General features: G+C 43.1%; 11 protein-coding genes and 1 riboswitch. Of the genes, 4 read left to right on the top strand and 7 right to left on the bottom strand.

The genetic code is table 11. From position 1 onward, the window contains the following. Positions 1-80: 80 nt before the first annotated feature. A complete protein-coding gene (locus DYE48_RS18695) occupies positions 81-1,580 on the top strand; it encodes a sodium:solute symporter family protein (RefSeq protein WP_115824887.1) in 1,500 nt (499 codons plus the stop codon). Between the two features lie 377 nt (positions 1,581-1,957). On the opposite strand, the gene atzF is transcribed toward DYE48_RS18695, so the two are convergent. From atzF to DYE48_RS18675, 4 genes are read right to left on the bottom strand one after another with little or no spacing between them, the layout of a single operon-like run. After that, positions 1,958-3,697, bottom strand: a complete 1,740-nt coding sequence (atzF, locus tag DYE48_RS18690; RefSeq protein WP_115824886.1) for an allophanate hydrolase — start codon at positions 3,695-3,697, stop codon at positions 1,958-1,960. Next, on the bottom strand, positions 3,694-7,326 hold the full coding sequence (gene uca / locus DYE48_RS18685) for an urea carboxylase (protein ID WP_115824885.1): 3,633 nt from the start codon (positions 7,324-7,326) through the stop codon (positions 3,694-3,696). Before uca ends, atzF begins: the two co-directional genes overlap by 4 nt. Positions 7,327-7,380: 54 nt before the next feature. Beyond that, positions 7,381-8,031: an urea amidolyase associated protein UAAP2 gene (locus DYE48_RS18680; RefSeq protein ID WP_115824884.1), complete on the bottom strand. Its 651-nt coding sequence runs from the start codon at positions 8,029-8,031 to the stop codon at positions 7,381-7,383. Between the two features lie 29 nt (positions 8,032-8,060). Continuing rightward, positions 8,061-8,780, bottom strand: coding sequence for an urea amidolyase associated protein UAAP1 (locus DYE48_RS18675; RefSeq protein WP_115824883.1), 720 nt, complete (start codon positions 8,778-8,780; stop codon positions 8,061-8,063). 64 nt (positions 8,781-8,844) lie between these two features. Continuing rightward, positions 8,845-8,950: riboswitch (guanidine-I (ykkC/yxkD leader) on the bottom strand. A 364-nt stretch (positions 8,951-9,314) separates the two neighbouring features. Between DYE48_RS18675 and DYE48_RS18670 the strand changes: the two genes are divergently transcribed. Both DYE48_RS18670 and DYE48_RS18665 read left to right on the top strand, forming a co-directional pair. Then, positions 9,315-10,676 carry an APC family permease gene (locus DYE48_RS18670; RefSeq protein WP_115824882.1) on the top strand — a complete coding sequence of 454 codons (1,362 nt, stop codon included), beginning with the start codon at positions 9,315-9,317 and terminating at the stop codon, positions 10,674-10,676. A gap of 385 nt (positions 10,677-11,061) precedes the next feature. Next, complete coding sequence (locus tag DYE48_RS18665) at positions 11,062-11,916, top strand: hypothetical protein (protein WP_115824881.1); 855 nt, start codon at positions 11,062-11,064, stop codon at positions 11,914-11,916. Between the two features lie 158 nt (positions 11,917-12,074). Here DYE48_RS18665 and DYE48_RS18660 read toward each other — a convergent pair whose 3' ends face one another. The 3 genes from DYE48_RS18660 to DYE48_RS18650 form a co-directional block, all read right to left on the bottom strand. Continuing rightward, positions 12,075-13,934: a zinc ribbon domain-containing protein gene (locus tag DYE48_RS18660; protein ID WP_167449551.1), complete on the bottom strand. Its 1,860-nt coding sequence runs from the start codon at positions 13,932-13,934 to the stop codon at positions 12,075-12,077. A gap of 738 nt (positions 13,935-14,672) precedes the next feature. Next, positions 14,673-15,644 (bottom strand): C40 family peptidase, encoded by a 972-nt coding sequence (locus DYE48_RS18655; RefSeq protein WP_244199479.1) that lies wholly within the window; start codon positions 15,642-15,644, stop codon positions 14,673-14,675. Between the two features lie 437 nt (positions 15,645-16,081). Further along, positions 16,082-16,531 (bottom strand): DUF3221 domain-containing protein, encoded by a 450-nt coding sequence (locus DYE48_RS18650; protein ID WP_115824879.1) that lies wholly within the window; start codon positions 16,529-16,531, stop codon positions 16,082-16,084. 814 nt (positions 16,532-17,345) lie between these two features. On the opposite strand from DYE48_RS18650, the gene DYE48_RS18645 reads away from it, so the two are divergent. Further along, positions 17,346-18,398 (top strand): S-layer homology domain-containing protein, encoded by a 1,053-nt coding sequence (locus DYE48_RS18645; RefSeq protein ID WP_167449550.1) that lies wholly within the window; start codon positions 17,346-17,348, stop codon positions 18,396-18,398. Positions 18,399-18,467: the final 69 nt, after the last annotated feature.

Here is an 18,467-nt window from a genome sequence, read left to right as displayed (position 1 = left end):
TCGCTGTTGCTTTATTCTGGTTGCTTGGATTATTCATATGGAAGAACTTTTACACAACGAAGAAAGGAGAACGATAAACGATGCTTACAGATTCCAGTGTATTGTTATGGACCGTCATTCTTTTATTGGCTGTATACTTTGCCGCTGTAACGTGGGTGGGTAAAAAAGGGCGGGCTCACAGCCAGTCGATGTCCGGATTTGCAACCGCGCGGGGGAAAGTGAGCCCATGGCTTGTCGGAGCAAGTTTTGCCACCTCCTACGCCAGTGCGAACCTATTCATCGGTGTCCCAGGCCTTGCCTACGAACACGGGACCGCCGTGCTTTGGTACACCCTTGGCTGCTTTGGCGTATCCTGGGTCGGACTTCTTCTATTCGCCAAAACGTTCTGGCGTTACGGGAAAAAATTCGGTCACGTGTCGACACTGCCGGAGTGGCTTGGAAAACGTTATAACTCGAAAGCCCTGCAAGCCATCGTCTCTCTTCTGATCTTATTCAATGTTTATTATATCGTCGGACAAAATGTCGGGCTTGCAACCATTTTTGAAACCGTCATCGGCATCCCCTATTTCTGGGGCATTATCATCGGTGTAGCCATCACGATTCTTTACATCGGTCTTGGCGGAGCCTTCGCACAAATCATCACGGACGGCATCCAGGGGATTCTTATGGCGATTACCTCGATCTTCATCGTGGTCTCCTTTTTGTGGACCATCGGTGGAGGTTGGAACGTTTTCGGTGTGCTGACCGACCGCCTGCATAGCATCGACCCGAACCTGACCGCTGCCATTGCCGACGGGGGTCCGTATAACAGTGCGCTCGCCATCATGGCCGTTCAGTTCCTTCTATTCAGTTTCGTATTGATGCCACACTTGTTGAACAAAGTACTGTCAATTGAAAAAGAGGAAGACCTGGCTCCATTCACGTTATCCGCAGGGCTCGTGCTATGCGTCATTTCTACATTGATGGTTCTTGGAGGACTCGCCGCGCGCGTACTCTTCCCAAGCTTGCAAAGTGCCGATGCTGCGATTCCGACTTATGTAATCGAAGCATTCCCAAGTGTCATCGCAGCCATCATGATTGTCGGAATCATCTCCGCGATTTTATCCAGTACGGACAGCCTGTACTTAGGAATTACCACAAGTATCGGTAACGACTTGTACCGGGTTGTCGCACCGTTCCTGACTTCAAGAAAAATGTCTGCGCAAGAACTGGACAACAAGTCATTAAAAGTAGCGAAAGGATCCCTGATTGTCGTTGGACTCCTGTCCCTTTACTTCTCATTAGAACGACCAGAGTCCCTGGCCTTCCTTATCCAATTCAGCTTTTCCGCGATCATATCCGGGATTATCGCACCAATCACTCTCGGTTATTTCTGGAACCGTGCGAATCATTATGGTGCCATCGCCGCTGTGGTTACGGGGGCTTCCTTGTATGTCACCTTTACGTCTCTTAACTTAATTGGAAATATCTTTATTGCGATGTTCTTTAGTGCAGCTGCAGCCTTTGTGATCATGGGTATTGTGAGTGCATTGACAGCGAAAGCGAAAGAGGAGGAGTTGGTGTTGGAAAAATCAGGTTAACTAAACATATGGTTTTCCTACGACAATCAAATCTTATTAATAAGATCTTCCATAAGTGCGTAACACCAGAGGTCAAACCTCTGGTGTTACGTCTTCTAATGCTATGATTGAAATAAATCAGCAACATGTTTCTTATTATTATGGTTTCTACACCATCCCTCCAAATTTTCCTGTTTTTGTCTCTACCCTTGTAAAGCACCAAAAGGCATGACCAAAACATTTGGGCAACCCGCTACACATGGTAGCTGAACCTCCTCCACACTTGCTCAAAGCAAGGCATCAGAAGAAAAATACGCAATATCGCTATTAAATACTTGATACTACGCTAATCCTTACTCTCTACCAAACCAGGGATCAGGATCCTGAAAAGGTTCACCTCAAGTTTTGAGCTGTCTCCAACCCCCTAGTGCGGAAATATCTTCAGCTGTTTCTTCTGCATACCCCTCGCAGATAAACCCCGGCACTTCACTCCCATCCTGAAGCTCTACCTTCCCTATCCCCAAAGGAGCGGGAATAGAAGTAATCAACCGGCCCAGAGAACGAAGAGGCATGTCCCACAATTCGACTTCAATACTTGTTCCCCCATGGACTTGCTTAATCATGCCTGGTTTGGCTGGTTGACCAGGTAGTTTCATAAGCTGATAAATGGGAGCCGTTTTATCTTCTTTGATAAATTCAGCGCCCAATTCTATCATTTGCTTCTCTAAAGAATAGCCTCTCATATGAAGACCACAAACAGCCAGGCAGGTACTCTCCTCTCCAAGTATAGGAGTACGCTCTCTCATACATAACTCTGCCGCTTCCACCATGATGTCTTCCTGGTCGGACAAGCTGAACAACGTAATTCCGAACGGGATTTCCTCTGCGGCATCGCCTGAAGGAATGGCTACAGCGGCCAGATCGAGCAAGTTACAATGATTCGTAAAACGCCCCATATCACTGTTGGCTGAGACTGGATTTTTTCTTACTTCATCTCTTGTCCAAGTTCCACCACAAGTAGGCATGATTAGTACACTCTCACGAAGAAGCTCTTCCGCTTCCCGCTTTAATGATTGCAGCTTATGGATGCTATCAAATAATGAAGCGGCATCATACTGGTCGGGTGCACCGGATCGTATGACTTTTTCTGTGACCGGGTGAAGAGCATCAGGATGGGATTCTAGGAACCCTCCTAAAGCGGACCACCTTTCGGATATCCACGGACCTCCATATAGAATTTCAGCCGCTTGTTCAAATATCCGTGGATTCACGTACTCTATAGGAAGAGGGAGGCTCTTTATCTTTTCTTTCGTTCTTTCCCAGGCTTTCTCATATTCGGTTTTATAACTTCCGAAAAATTCAACCGGCTCGCTCGGAAGGCAGATTTTCTTAAGGGGCGATGTTTTCTCAGAAGACATTTTTTTCGACCATGGGTCAGACGCGTCTTTTGCTCTTACTTGCTGATCAACCATAAGTGCATCATTCAGCGTATGAGCAAACACAGATACTGTATCCACGCTTTCACAAGCAGGTACGACCCCTTTTTTCGACCAGGCACCTAAACTCGGTTTATATCCCACCAAGTTGTTCAAAGCAGCCGGAACGCGACCGGAACCAGCCGTGTCTGTTCCTAATGAAAAAGCAGCCTGGCCGCGGGCAACGGCTACAGCAGATCCTGAGCTTGAACCACCACTGATCATTTCTTTACGTATGGAGTTATGTGTTTCCCCGTAAGGACTCCTCGTGCCCACAAGCCCTGTGGCGAATTGATCAAGATTCGCTTTTCCAACTGGAATGGCACCCGCACGAATCAACCGCTCGACAATCGTTGCATGTTCGTCCGGGGTATACGCATACTCCTCACAACCAGCTGTCGTAGGTACATCTTTTAAATCAATGTTATCTTTGATAGCAAAAGGCACTCCCCATAAGGGGTGGTCTTTAGGGTCCAGGTATTCCAAACGCTTGAGATAAAACTCTATTGTTTCTATATTAGGAGGTGTAATCCAAATGTTCATGTCTGTATCTTTCTCAAACCGATCTATGATTTCATTGATAATTTCACGAGGGGTCACATTCCCTTCTCTGTAGTTTTCCTGCAGCCAATGAATGGTTATATTCCAAGGAATCGTTCTCAATGGGCCGCCACCACCTTTTCTTCTTTAATACTTGCAATCAATTGTCCTGCATGCACCTGGTCACCAGGCTTTACACTTACAGATACGATATACCCATCACAAGGAGCCTGTTGTGGGAACTCCATTTTCATACTTTCTTCTATTATAAGAGTGTCTCCTTTTTGTACATAATCACCAGGGGAAACGAGAACTTTCCATACACTGCCCGGCATTTGGCAGCGGGCGGCTGTTTCTCCTTCAGGTACGTCTTCTTCAATTATCGATTGACCTGTATCTTCCTCTCCTACATGTTCAGCAATACCGAGTTCTTTCCATCTTTCTCTTTCTGCTTGAAATGATGCTTGCTGATGATCTTTAAATTCCTTTGCACTCTCTTTAATAGATTCCTGAAATTCGAGATACTCTCCCAGGTTGAAGGTGGTTTCTGTAATATCCGCTTCAAAACGTCCACGCAGGAAGTCTTCTCTTAATCTCATTAATTCATCCGGTTCTACTGAATAATATTGAATTTGATCAAAAAAGCGGAGCAGCCATGGCTTTCCTGGTTCGAAGCTTTCTGTGGAGCGAAGCGGGTTCCACATTTGAATGGTCCGCCCTACAAATTGGTAGCCCCCGGGCCCTTCCATTCCGTAGACGCACATGTAGGAACCACCGATACCAACAGCGTTTTCCGGCGTCCAGGTTCTGGCCGGGTTATACTTCGTCGTAACAAGTCGATGCCTTGGATCGGTAGGAGTAGCGAGTGGTGCTCCTAAATACACATCTCCAAGACCGAGCACAAGGTAATTCGCGTCAAACACAACCTTTTTCACATCTTCAATGGTCTCAAGACCATTGATACGTCTGATGAATTCTATGTTATCCGGACACCACGGAGCATCAGGACGAACATTCTGCTCGTAGCGTTCGGTCGCCAGCTGGGTAGATGGGTCGTTCCAGGATAACGGAAGCTTCACAATTCTTGATGGAACCTCAAGCGATTCAAGCGGTGGCAATTGTTCATCAATTTCCATGATTTTTTGACTCGCTTCCTTGACAGACATTTTCAACGGATCAATGTGGACCTGGAGAGAACGGACGCCTGGGGTCATCTCGATAACCGGAAGACAATTTTGCGATTTAATTTCTTCCATTAATACTTGCACCTGGAAACGAAGCTTCAAATCCAATTCCATTTCTCCGTATTCAACGAGGAGATATTCATCCCCACTGCAACGTATGGTAATTGGAAATCTGCGTCCTGTTTCTTCATACTTAAAAATCGGATAGTTTGAGTCCAGTTTAGGATTGGGTACAGGAAGCGCATCTTTGGTAATATCCGCCCATTCTCCCGAACCGATGCCTGCCAGTTTTTCTTCTTGAATCTTACGGAGATCATTGGCCTCCTCTATACTTAACAGTTGAAAACGTATGGTATCGCCTGGGGATAGCTGACCAATCTTCCAAAATTCAGCAGAAGCTGTCGTTACCGGACAAACAAACCCACCAAGGCTCGGCCCATCAGGCCCAAGCAGAATCGGCATATCCCCCGTCAAATCAAGTGTCCCTACAGCATAAGCATTATCGTGAATATTAGAAGGGTGAAGTCCTGCCTCTCCTCCGTCCTCTCTCGTCCAATGAGGAGCTGGTCCTTTTAGACGGACTCCAGTGCGGGAGCTGTTAAAATGAACTTCCCACTCCGTTTCCGTCAACTGATTCAAATAATCCTCCTGCAAATATTCCTCTGTACAATGCGGGCCTGGTATAACTCCAATCGTCCAGTGATTCGTTAACTGCGGCTGTTTCTCCAAAGGGACTTCCTGCACGATTCCCGGGTGGATGCCTCCACGAATACCCAGCACATCACCCGCACGAAGGGCCCTTCCACTGTGACCACCGAATCCACCTAGCGTAAATGTTGAGGAACTTCCGAGGATCTTCGGCATATCAAATCCGCCTTCAATTAATAAATAAGTGCGCATGCCTTTGCTGGTTTCTTTAAATGACAAGGTCTGGCCTCTTTCGGCTCGAACAGGCTTATAGAGTGGTACTGGATTTCCATCTAATTCTGGCGTCATATCTGCACCTGTTACACAGAACCACATGCCGCTTCGAAAACGGTAGGCACCTCCCCTTAAAGTAAGCTCTAATCCAGGGGCATCTTCGTCATTTCCAAGCAATTGATTGCCGATGCGGAAGGAATAAGAATCCATTGGACCGCATGGGGGAACGCCTACATCCCAGTGCCCGGTCCGTCCTGGATAATCTTGAACGGTTGTCTGCACCCCGCCATCAAGGACTTCCAAGGCATTCTCTTCTGGTTGGAAATCCGCCAACAGCTGCGTGAATACGTCGCCTTTTTGGAACCTGGATTCGCCCAGGAGAGACTGGAGATATTGAATGTTCGATGTGACCCCGTACATCTTTGTTTGGGACAGGGCCGATTTCAGTTTATCAACCGCTTCCTGCCGGTCGTTGCCGCGGACAATTACTTTAGCAAGCATAGGGTCGTACAACGTGGTAACCGTTACTCCGTCATTCACCCATGTTTCATTTCTTGCTTCACTTGAAAACGCCACTTTGTCTAAAAATCCGGCGCTCGGGCGAAAATCATGCAGGCAGTCTTCCGCGTAAATTCTCGCTTGAATACTGTGACCTTGAGTTTGCAATTCTTCTCTGTCAAGATCACCTAAATCTCCTGACGCTTCTTTAACCATCCATTCCACTAAATCTATGTTAAAGACCTCTTCGGTCACGCCATGCTCGACTTGAAGCCTTGTGTTTACTTCTAAGAAATAAAATTCACGGGATTCAGGGTCATATAAGAATTCCACCGTACCTGCGCTGCTGTATCCAGACGCTAAAGCAAGTCGTTCAGCTGCTTCAGCCATGCTCATTCGTGTTTCTTCTGTCAAACCAGGAGCAGGACTTTCCTCAATCACCTTCTGATTTCTTCGCTGTATAGAACAATCTCTTTCTCCTAAAGCCACTACTTTCCCACTTGATTGTCCGAAGATCTGAACTTCCACATGACGGGCTTTGGCTATGAATTTCTCTAAGAATAGTCCTCCATCTTTGAAATTCGTCTCGGCCAGGTGCCGGACGCCTTCAAAGGCCGTACTTAATGCTTCTTCATCCGCACAAACACGCATGCCTATGCCGCCGCCTCCTGCTGTACTTTTTAAAATAACCGGATAACCGATCGAATTCGCCGCTTCTTTCGCTTCTTTTAAATTCTCTATCAAATCGGTACCTGGAAGTAATGGGACCCCTGCCTTCTCAGCCATTTCCCGCGCTGAATGCTTCAACCCGAAGGTCTCCATCTGATCAGCTGTAGGGCCGATGAAAACAATGCCTTTTTCCTCACAGGCGCGGGCAAACGCTGCATTTTCACTCAGAAAACCATATCCGGGGTGAATAGCTTCTGCTCCTGTTTTGACCGCCGTTTGGAGAATAAGATCAGCATTTAAGTAGCTCTCTCCCGCAGGACCATCTCCAATCTCCACCGCCTCATCCGCATGGTCAACGTGAAGGCTGTCCTGGTCCGCTTTCGTATAGACAGCTACAGAAGCAATCCCAAGCTTTTTCAAAGTCCGTTCAATACGTACAGCAATAGGTCCGCGATTGGCAATCAGTACTTTAGAAAAAATAATAATAACCCCTCTTCATTTTATTATAAGAATGTTCCGACAATTAAACGTACACTATTGGTCCCATACGAGAAGACGGATGGATGTCGGGTTGTATCCGCTACAAGGATTGTTCAACTGTGGGCAGTTACTAATCAAGACTTTCGTACGGCATTTCGCTTTCATTTCCACATAATGCCCCGGCCCTGATATTCCATCTTCAAACGATAATCCACCCGATTGAGTAACCGGGACATTCATGAAGAAATTGATGTTTGGCGCAAGATCCCTTTTCGTGAAACTCTCTCCATGTTTCGCAAGCTGGAGCATGAAGTTGTCCCGGCAGTTGTGCATAGGAAGGCGGTCATGTGCATATCTAACCGTGTTGCTTTGGGCTGAGCAAGCTCCTCCCAATGTGTCATGGCGGCCTACTGTATCTGCGACAATTTCAAGGAGTTCCTTCCCTGATTCAGCAAGCAGTTTAGAACCTGTTGTTAAATACACATTCTGCTGCTCAGAAATCGTTTGGATTGCACTGTAATGATCCTCGGGATGGTCAGCATCATAGAAAAGTGTGTCCGCAGCCTGATTCCCTTCTGTATCCACGATGCGTAATACTTGACCAGGCAGTAATTCATACATCCACCCTTCACCTGCTGGAAGGCCATAATCATAAACGGCCTCAACTGCTTCGCGGGAACTTTTCACTTTAGTTAAAATAGTCATTATATAAATTCCTCCTCGGCTTTCTGAAGTTATTGAGTTACTAGCTTGTAATAATCCCATGTATTTTCAAACGCTCTTTTATTTTCCGGACGATTGTTTACACAGTTATCATCTTCCTTAATCGGTTCAGCAGGAAAGACCTCCAATAGGATCGGAACAGACGGATAATTGGTCCGCGGGTCATGGGGGTTCGGTGTGTTAGAAAGGAGAAGGACGAGATCCATTTCAGTTCTTAGAGTCACTGCATCTCCTTGTTTACAATGATCCTCCACGAAATGCATCGACCCTGAATCATCGACATGGATTTTAGAAAAAAGATTAAAGACAGGCACCATATCCCTAGACTGCAAGCCATTCCTCATTAATTCCACCGCCAGATTTTCTTCCCCGCTTCGGAACCATTCGTTTTGATTTTCCTGAAACGTTGTTGCCCCATACTTCTTATCTGTTCCTCGACGGGTGGTATAGCCTCCAATAGGGTCGTGCCAATTCAGATCATCCTCAACAAAACTCGCCATCGCCCGTCCGTTGTCACTCATTAGGACATTACCTTTCGTTAGTCGCGAGATGTGCTGTCCTTTTAATGTATCAGGCATGTTGTAACTTTCGGTTAAGTCTGCGGCATTGAATAGAAGTCCTGACAGGTTCGCTCCATCTTCAAGCGCTGTTACTCGAATCAGCTTCCCTTTTGAAATATTTCCAGACCACTTTGCACCGGAACCAAGTGTTAAACTCCAAAGTCTTTCCATTTTGACTCCTCCTTAAAATTTGATGAGGGAAAAAGATAAATAAAAAAAGCCTGGAAGATTTGTCATCTCCCAGGCTTTTGTCCCTCCGTGTATATAGGTTTTCCCTATATCGCTTTCTCTCGGACCAGACTTGATCATTTTCAATCAACGGAACCCTAGAAAGCTTTTTTGTTCTCTTATTCGAGAACCCTTATGAAATTTTGATGTTGTGAGCAGTATAGCTAATCCAATTCCCCTCTTCAACTACTATGTTAGATTTTCTGACATACTTTTTTCCCGAATTTTACCAGAGGCTTTTTCTAATTTATATCCATCTATGAAATTCCGCAGATTTATCAAAAAACTTTCTTTGGGCTGTAACCTTTATCCCAAGCCAATGAAAAGGCATTCATTACCTTAAATCATCTCTCAGCTTATGTTAGAAAATCTAACACAACTGTTGCATTCTTCTAATTTTATCCAAAGAATAGAGTTTATAAGTTTTTCAATCGAAAGGCTCGAGGTAATCACTTACGACTCTAGAAAGGGGTAATTATGAAAAAACAAACAGAATTGAAGAGGACATTGACGTTGTGGCAGGTCATTTTCTTAGGTCTCGCTTGGAATACGCCGATGATTTATTTTTCCGTATTCGGTGTCGCTTACGAAGGATCGAACGGTTTTCTTACAGCTTCCTATATGACGGCCGTTCTCGCTGTACTTTTCACAGGAGCAAGCTATGCCATTATGGCCAAGAAAATCCCTATTTCCGGGTCGGCTTACACTTTTGCCAAAAAAGCGATTCACCCAAATGTAGGGTTTTTAGTAGGATGGGTACTGCTTCTTAATTACCTTTTCGCTCCTATTATTGCCTGTATTACATTTGGAATTTTCCTTCATGCCGAAATTCCTTCTGTTCCCACCTATGTGTGGATCATTGGATTGATTGTCCTTCTTGCTGCGATAGCGATCAAAGGGGTGAACTCTTCTGCGAACATCAGCCGCCTTTTCGTTATCATGCAAATCATTTTTATGATTGTTTTTTGTGCCTATTTGGCCTATGGATTGCTGCATTCAGATGGCGCTGGCAGCTTAGTAACCCTAGAGCCATTTGTAAATGTTGATATGTCCCTTCCTGTTGTTCTGGCAGGAGCTTCGATCGTCGTATTTTCCTTCCTTGGATTTGACACCATGACCACCCTCTCAGAAGAAACCATTCAACCGAAAAAAACGATTCCAAAAGCCATTTTTATTATGATTGGCATTATTGCATTTCTCCATGTCGGCACGTCCTACTTCATCCAGACAGCTCTTCCCAATCTAACCTTTGCCGATCCTGATTCTGCTGCCCTCGAACTCGTCGGGGTGGTTGGAGGGAGTTTTCTCCGCTCTATTTTTATCACTGTCTTAATTGCAGCCATTTTCACTCAAGGGCTTGCTTCTGTCACAAGTGTTTCAAGATTGCTTTATGTAATGGGACGAGATTCCATCCTTCCAAAGAAATGGTTCGGATTTGTTCATCCTGTATCTAAGACCCCTGTCATTAATATTGTGATTGCTTCAATCATTTCTTTATTAGCGATCTTCATCAGTATTGATGACGCGATTCGATTTGTGAACTTCGGAGCACTCAGTGCCTTCTTCTTTGTGAACGTATGTGTCATCACATTATTTTTCAAGAACAAAAAAAGTACGATGAATGGAATGGTGACGAACATGATTTTCCCTTTCATAGGAGCAGCTTTCATTGCATGGCTGTTAGCTTTACTAGACTTTCCCACCATCATAGGGGGATTATCCTGGGTAGCTGTTGGTGGTGTTTATCTCATCTATTTGACTAATTTTTTCACCAAACCTTTACCAGATACCGAATTTGTTAAAGTTGAAAGCCCTGATCAAGCTAAAGAAGCTATTTAACCAGTGGATTCACAAAACCTCCTGTTTTTTTACTGGAATGGACAGGAGAGTTTATATATGATTACAAACATTTGCGTCAACGAATCGTTGTAACACACGCCAACGATAATTCGTTGGCGTATTAACATGATGTCTGATCCTGGCCATATGTGCAAAGTTGGCACTCTTACTGGCGAACGACGTAATCGTTTGGATCTCTTGTTTGATGTTACTCTAAGAGGAAATAAAAGTGAATAATCTCTATAGTGATTCCTAAGTCCTTTGTGTTTTGTATTTTATGGGCATTAACAAGTGTTCAATTGAGTATAATTTCATGATTGCCTTAATTCCCAAACGAAAGGAGGAGTACATAAGCAGCACTTATACTCAAAAAGGAGTGATTGCTATGCAACACTGCGCTAACTGTGAAGCAGCCTATCAAGGAGGGAAATTTTGCGGGAACTGTGGCAGGTCTTTCGAACCCCTGGAAAACGAAGCTAACCCGGACACAACTTTCAATAGCAGCGATACTAATTCAGCCAATCCGGAAGCAAATCAAATTGCTCCACAACCATTTGGACAAGGAGGCGCAGCTTTACCGGCTGTAACCAGAACAGGAAGTATCCAGGGTACAAAAGGAAATTTTATTGAAGGGACGAAAAGTTATTTCGAGTATCTGAAAGTGGTTTGCAAAGAACCCACCAATGCTTTCCAACAGGGAATCGATGATAACTTTTCGAAAGCAAGGAATACGTTTTTATTATTCCTTCTTTTCTCCGTACTTACGGTTTATATTGCGACTCAAAAAGTAACGGATATGTTCGGACTTTTTGGCTTCGGTTTTGATGTTCCGTTCATGGCCGTATTTTTCCCAGTCTTGATCACAGCACTCCTAGCCATCACATGCGTCTGTGTCACCATGTTCTTTTTACTAAAAATAAAAAATCCTCAAGCTCCGTCCTTTAAAGAAGTATCCGGGAGGTTCGTTACCTTTCTGACGATTCCAATGATCTTACTAGCGGTCACCTGCTTACTTTTATTACTCGGACTTGTGTCTTTGGTTCCATTCACAAACGCGCTAATATTGTTTGGACTCGGAGCTAGTATTCCATTTACTCTTTACTCTTTGCATCATGACAGAAAGCTTGGCCTGGACCCTTTCCTCCATACCATGCTTACTTATTTGATTCTATTCATCCTCCTTCGCGTGGTAGTGAACCAAGTCATTGCCAGCATGACCGATATGTTCATGCCCTTTTAATGGATAGAAAAAGAACAGGTTGATCTTCAAGAGAATGGAAAAAGCGTGGCATCAAGATTAGGAAATCTTGATGCCACGCTTCTTTTATATCGTATTAGTAATAGTACACTCGCTTACGTCACATTTTAATGTAAAAAAAGAGACGCTAAGCGCCTCTATCAATCTCGTGCAGTTTCTAGGATGTCAATTCTCTCAATTTTATAGTTTCCATCCTCATCTAATATGAGCGTGTACTCTTTCTCACGATCATAGTAAGTTTCGTCGCCATTATGAGTAAAAATAAACTTTTCATGCATTAAAACAGTTGCACCATCATCCTTTGACTCCACATTCAATGGTTTGTTCAGTGTAAAATTAAAGTCAAAAGCATCCTCGACTTCTGTTTCCATATAGCCCTTCAATTCATGGTAGGCGGTACTATCGTCCAGCAAATAATCCTCCGCGATTGAAAAGTCCACGGCATTTAAAGCAGCCGCATACGCATTTCTGAAATCAATCACAAACTGGGCAGCATCCGTGGTTTGTAAATTTTGAACGGATTCTTCCACCGGTGTCTCTTCCATAGAAACCTCTAGCTGAAATACTCCTGAGTCTTCCATTATGGGAACTGTTTTCTTAAAGTCCTCCTCAAAGTCCATAGAGAAATATTCTTCATCATTTATTTTCCAACCATCGTCATAAACCATGCTATAGCTTATGGTGTTATTAAAAAATCCAGGATCTCCCGGTCCGTCTTCGGTTATAAAATGACTTTCAAAAGCTTCCATCCTTACATCTACCTGGATAAAGTACTGACCATTTCGCTTAGTCAGATATTTATCTCCCCGCGCCATTTCAAAATTCTTCACCCAGAGCTGAGTTGTGTGTCCTTCCTGGTTCCATCCATCAAAACGATCCTGTACATTTTCTCCAAAATCAGCGGTTGCCTGTTTCAGCGGGAGTTCTCCCAGGGTTTCAAAGGATTCCAAGTAGGATTGATAATATTCCCCGACGATTTCTGCGATTTCACTTTCCATCTCTTCAGTAAATTGGAAGGTTACCATCACATCTTGTTCCTCCAAGGCGATCGGGTCTGACTTCATGACTCCCCAAGGAAATTCCGCCTCCACTTCTGCTTTCATCGAACCATCCAACATGACGGGTCCATAAGCTTCCCCTGAAAAAGGATCGAAGTCGACCAGCTCTCCATTTACATACAGCTTGGCTGAATCAACAGGCATGGATTCTGTTTGAAAAGTGACCGTGTCTGCTTCCATTTGGAAGTAAACGTCATCATTGTAACGATCCCAAAGCTCCACGTCTTCTGTAGTTTTCAAATCAGCTGTTTGATTTTTATAAGCAGCAGAAAATTGATAGGTTCCGGGGAATAGCGGTCCATATTCCTGTCCTTCATCGTCTTCGGAAGCGGTGTACACCTCTTTTTCTCCGTGGCTCACTTTTGTTCCTTTGTAATCCGTATACAGTGTGACATAGACCGGCTCCACGGCAAGTCGATATCGGTCAAAAAATAAGAACTTCCCATCCTGTACAATGGTGATGAAATAATCTTCATCCAGCCATTCATCCCAGAATTCATCTTTCCTCGTCTTCGGCTTATCTAACTGCCCTTCCAGTTCCTCCAATAAGACTTGTGCTTCCTCCGGATATTCTTTAAGATAATCCAAAAACGCCTGTGTGCCCTCTTCATCTACTTTCTCAGCGGAGTCTTCAAAAATAAACAGATCAGCCAGTGCCTTCGCATCACTCTGCTCGATGGCCGTTTCATACTTTTGGACAAGCTTAGTTTTCGAAGTCATATCGACTGCTATTATGTATGCTGTGACTAGAAGGAGAAACCCAACGCTGCCAACTGCCCACCATAGTTTTTGTTTCTTTGTAAATTTCTTCTTCGGACTCCTGGTTTGTGTTGGTGGCTTTTGAAAAGTTGGATCAGATCCAGAAACGACTGGATGCCCACATTCCAAACAAAATTTATTACCTTCGACCAGTGCCTTTCCACACTCTCTACAATATTTCATAACACCCTCCTCGGTCATAGGAATTTTGACGGGTCATACCCTTCAAAGCATCCTATGAAGATGGGAGGATAATCATACACTGATTTAATTTGTTCACTTACATTATTTGTTTGTAAAGTATCATCCACTTCAGTAGGGGAAAGGCAGTACGACTCGAAGGTAAGTAGGTAGTCATTTCCCGGGTATTGTTGAAAGAATGAGCACAAGTTGTATTGTTCTCATGCTCATTCTTCAAAAATTCAAGCCGAGAAATTCACCGATTGCTTGTCAATCTATATACAATTATCGTTTTTCCCTCGGCTGTTTCTCTTCTTTACGATCATGAATTTTTGCATTTTTATTCGAACGTTTCTTGTTTCCTTGCGCCATGATTATCCCTCCCTTCGCTCTTATTATTTCGAAAGTGAAATGTTTTATTAATGATAAGCATTCTGTGTTTTAGTACTTTTTTTCCCGATCTTGTGTAATGTATAGATCCAATGTACACAATTAATTGGAAATAAAAAAGACTTCCTCCTCTTATAATTAGACGATTTTATTAGAAGAAAATACGGGGATTGAATAAAAAAAGATTGAAGGAGAGTCTAACAGGTACTGAAACCATTCTTAAGCAAACATGCATATATGCGCAAACACACATATAAACTCCAAAAAAAAAGAGCGTAGTATCACCTAAGAACCTTTGATACTACGCCATCCTTTAATGATCTAACGCACTGGGGGTCAGGCACCGAAACCTTAATTTAAAGCACGATACAAGAAAGCACTGAATTCAGCTCTAGTTGCTTCCTGATTAGGGCGGAATGTGTTGTCATTATATCCTGAAGTGATAGAATTCGAAGCTAATGTATACACATCATCATAGGCCCAATGAGAAGAATTCATATCCTTAAAACGATAAGAATTGCTTTTATTGCTAAATTCGAAAGCTCTATTGATGATCGCTGCTATTTCAGATCTGGTAATCGCTTCATCTGGTTGGAATGTACCGTTCTCATAACCAGTGATCAGACCAGCATTCACAGCCGCATTGATGTAACCATATGCCCAGTGTGCAGAAGAAACATCCTTGAATTGGGCAGAAGAAGAAGGATTAAGATTTAATGACTTGCCCACCATCATAGCTACTTGTGCTCTAGTGACATGATCTGTAGGTCCAAAACTTCCATCAGAATATCCATTGATGATTCCTTCGTTATTTAATTGTTTTATTTCATCATAAGCCCAGTAATCACTGGATACATCATTGAAAAAACTGTTATGTAAAAACCTTTTGGCACCCGTGTACTTATCTCCCCAATAACCAGAGAAGACAGGGTCAATGGCAACTCCTCTACTTTTAGTAGCCGAAATCATTTTCCCGTCTCCGATATAAAACCCTACATGGGAAATTCCTTGTTTATATGTACCCGAGAAGAAAACCAAGTCACCTTTTTGTAGGTTTGATTTCGATACATAGGTCCCTTGTTTATATTGATCATAGGAACCCCTTGAAAGACTAATTCCTACTTTGTCCATTATGTAATAGGTAAATCCGGAACAATCGAACCCAGCGGTAGTTTCTCCACTCCACTGATATGGCGTTCCAAGTTGTTCTTTTGCAAGTTTGATTACTTCATCGCCTGAGACGGATGCTGCCTGAGTATGTGGTACAAATAAGACCATGGCCATAAGACTTGTTAACACGACACTGAAAAATTTCTTCCCCAAAAGATTGTACCTCCTGATTATGTATGAATGGATTGTTTTTTCTCCTCTACCATCGTAGCACACTATATTTCGACATTATTTTACAATTATGTAACAAAGCCTCTATCTTTCTCCTTATTACCAATGAAGCTATACTAGCTCTCAGTAGTTTTAAAGGGAGAATAATATACCATTTGGATTAAATAGAAAATCCCATTTCAGCTATGTTTTCTATGTGCGCCATCTCTGGCACCTACAAAAAGTGCTTATATGAACATATAAGCATATAAAGCGTGAAAAAGCGTAGTATCAAGGACGAACCCTCAACCCTACGCTCCCTTTCAGCCTCACTTGGGGTCAGCCTCCAAAAAATACAGACTCAGTCTCTTACAACGATTCGCTCTCTTTCTTCTTCCGTCGAAAACGTATTTTTTAGTATTATTTTCCATCTGTCCTCTTCACTCATAAGTAGAAGACTCCACAACAACAACCCCTTGCCCCAGTGTGTGTTGTTCTATCGCTTTTCTTAAGGCTTCAGAAGGATAAAGATCCGCACCATCCGGCTTATTCTCCGGAACGACCTTTATCTTATCCCCATTGGCTTGACCGGGGTAGGATTCCTCTACTCCCCCATCTAACCAAACTTCTACCTCAGCGCCAACTTCAGCATCTGTGTTCATCCTTACTCGAATAGCTTCGTGGTAATCTTCTTCTTTTTTAGTATGCGAGAAGTCTTTGCCTTCCGGATTTACCACCAGGATTCCGTCCCTATCTTTTTCCATGATATAACCGTAAATATCTGGAGAGTCGCCTGGCAACAATGTGTTAGGTTCATCGTTAGAACCGACAGCCCCATAACCACAAGCAGTAAAGAGGAGAGCAACGGAAATCATGATTAACGTTCTCAAAGAATCACACCTTCCATATAATGACCAGCTATATTAATAATACATTTTCGTGATTACCCAACCGCAGAGCAACCTACAATCACCATAATAAGCAGTATCCCTATAAGTGGTTTCATAACCAACCTCTCACCTTCGTTCTTAATGTTATTAGCCACTATACCTTTCGTTTCGTAATTTAGATCCACTATGTACGAGGACCAATACTCACGATTAAAAAGATTTGTGTTCCTTATTACGTACTCCTCAAAAATTTGTTAATCCCCACTGTTCAAGGTCATAACCTTTTCAAAAAGATTCAATTCTCTCTTACTTAAGCTCTATGCTTTCATTGCTCTCACTGTTTAATTAGTCCAAGGTATAAATGATTTCAAAAAGCTGTTCATAGGGGCGATCAAGTTAACCTCTCCATCTCCCCTTCCAACTTTCTGCCATATCGGATAAACTTACAATTTAATCCCTTACACTCCAATAAGTCGATTGCAGGATGGAAAAAGTTTCAATGATAGGGGGAAATTAAGCATATAAATTCTATATAAAAACAACGTAAAATCACCTCTAAATGTTGTGGATACCGAAGATGTCAACTTCGGGAACGAAGGATTGTAAAAGTGCGATGATTGTGCTAATCTGATGCGTGGCTCTTCTTGTCATTTTTTAGTACTTTTACCTTTACATATCAAACTATTGTTGTCGCTGTTCCTTAAATAATTAATAGTATCTATGAATATATCAATGAAAGCACTCGTTGAATCCCAGTCCTCTCCTTTATTGGGGAGTCAGAGCCCTTTCAAAAATAATATAAAGGATGAATGTTTTGAAAAAATTAATGTTTATGACGTCTGTTGTTATGGTTTTCTTTTTAATTCCTAATCTCCAAATTCATGCTTATCCATTTGAACCGGTCGATATTGAAGGGCATTGGGCTTATGAAGAACTGGACCAGTTTGCGAAAGCTTCTCTTGTTGAGGGGTATGAATTGTCGGATGGTAGAAGAGAAATCCGCCCATACCAGTCGATTACGCGCGCAGAGTTCGTAGCTATTTTGAATCGTGCCTTAGACCTGAAGAAAGTAGAGGGTGGAACGGATTTTAAAGATATTAAAGGAAAGTGGTTTGAAGAAAGCGTCCGTATTGCTTCTTCCCATGGACTCGTTTATGGGATGGGAGAAAATATGTTTGAACCAAACCGTCCCATTACTCGTGCAGAAATTGCTTCCATCGTTATTCGAGCAATGGAAGACAGTATTGACTTTTCTAAAGGATCTGCCAAAAGGTTTGAAGACGTATCTCAGCACTGGGCATTAGATGCGATTAATCAGGCGAGTAAAGTCGGTATTATTCACGGGGTATCCACGACAGAATTCAAACCAAATCGAAACGCTAACCGTGCGGAATCCATTGTGCTGATCAAGCGTGCGTTAGACAAAGAACAAAGGAATGCTCCTACGGAAGAATATCTGGTGAACCTCATTCACCAATTATCCGAAGAATGGACGTCTGCTCTTGAAACAAAGGATTATGAAAAATTAAAAGCGACACAAGATCGGACGACTGGATATTATGAAGCGATGCAATCGATCAGTATTTCATACGATATCAAAGGAATGGAAGATGGAACTTCAGTGGAGTATGATATTACTACTCCGAAACAAGGATATGCAGTTCATATTTCCAATCGATTCGCTGATGTGAAGATTACCCAGGGGGAAATGGAAAGAACGGTCACTTTCCCATATGAACGAAACGGAAGTAATGTTTGGACTTCCTCCGTCTCTGAGGTTGGGACCTACCGCTTCTATAAGGAAGATGGAACATGGAAGATTTACGACATACAGTCCCAAGAGGAAGATGAATTACTGCTTTATTAACGTACTCCAAAACCGCTCCAAAGCTACTATGCTTTGGAGCGGTTTTTTATTTGAAAAAAAGTTTTTTCT

Source organism: Halobacillus trueperi, assembly GCF_003386945.1.
Taxonomy (GTDB): Bacteria; Bacillota; Bacilli; order Bacillales; family Halobacillaceae; genus Halobacillus; species Halobacillus aidingensis.
This window is presented reverse-complemented; position numbering and strand designations above follow the sequence as displayed.

Excerpts from the sequence above, each read along its gene's own strand:
- DYE48_RS18660 (WP_167449551.1), bottom strand. The coding sequence starts at position 13,934 with ATGAAATATTGTAGAGAGTGTGGAAAGGCACTGGTCGAAGGTAATAAA.
- DYE48_RS18695 (WP_115824887.1), top strand. The coding sequence starts at position 81 with ATGCTTACAGATTCCAGTGTATTGTTATGGACCGTCATTCTTTTATTG.
- DYE48_RS18670 (WP_115824882.1), top strand. The coding sequence starts at position 9,315 with ATGAAAAAACAAACAGAATTGAAGAGGACATTGACGTTGTGGCAGGTC.
- DYE48_RS18665 (WP_115824881.1), top strand. The coding sequence starts at position 11,062 with ATGCAACACTGCGCTAACTGTGAAGCAGCCTATCAAGGAGGGAAATTT.
- DYE48_RS18680 (WP_115824884.1), bottom strand. The coding sequence starts at position 8,031 with ATGACTATTTTAACTAAAGTGAAAAGTTCCCGCGAAGCAGTTGAGGCC.
- DYE48_RS18675 (WP_115824883.1), bottom strand. The coding sequence starts at position 8,780 with ATGGAAAGACTTTGGAGTTTAACACTTGGTTCCGGTGCAAAGTGGTCT.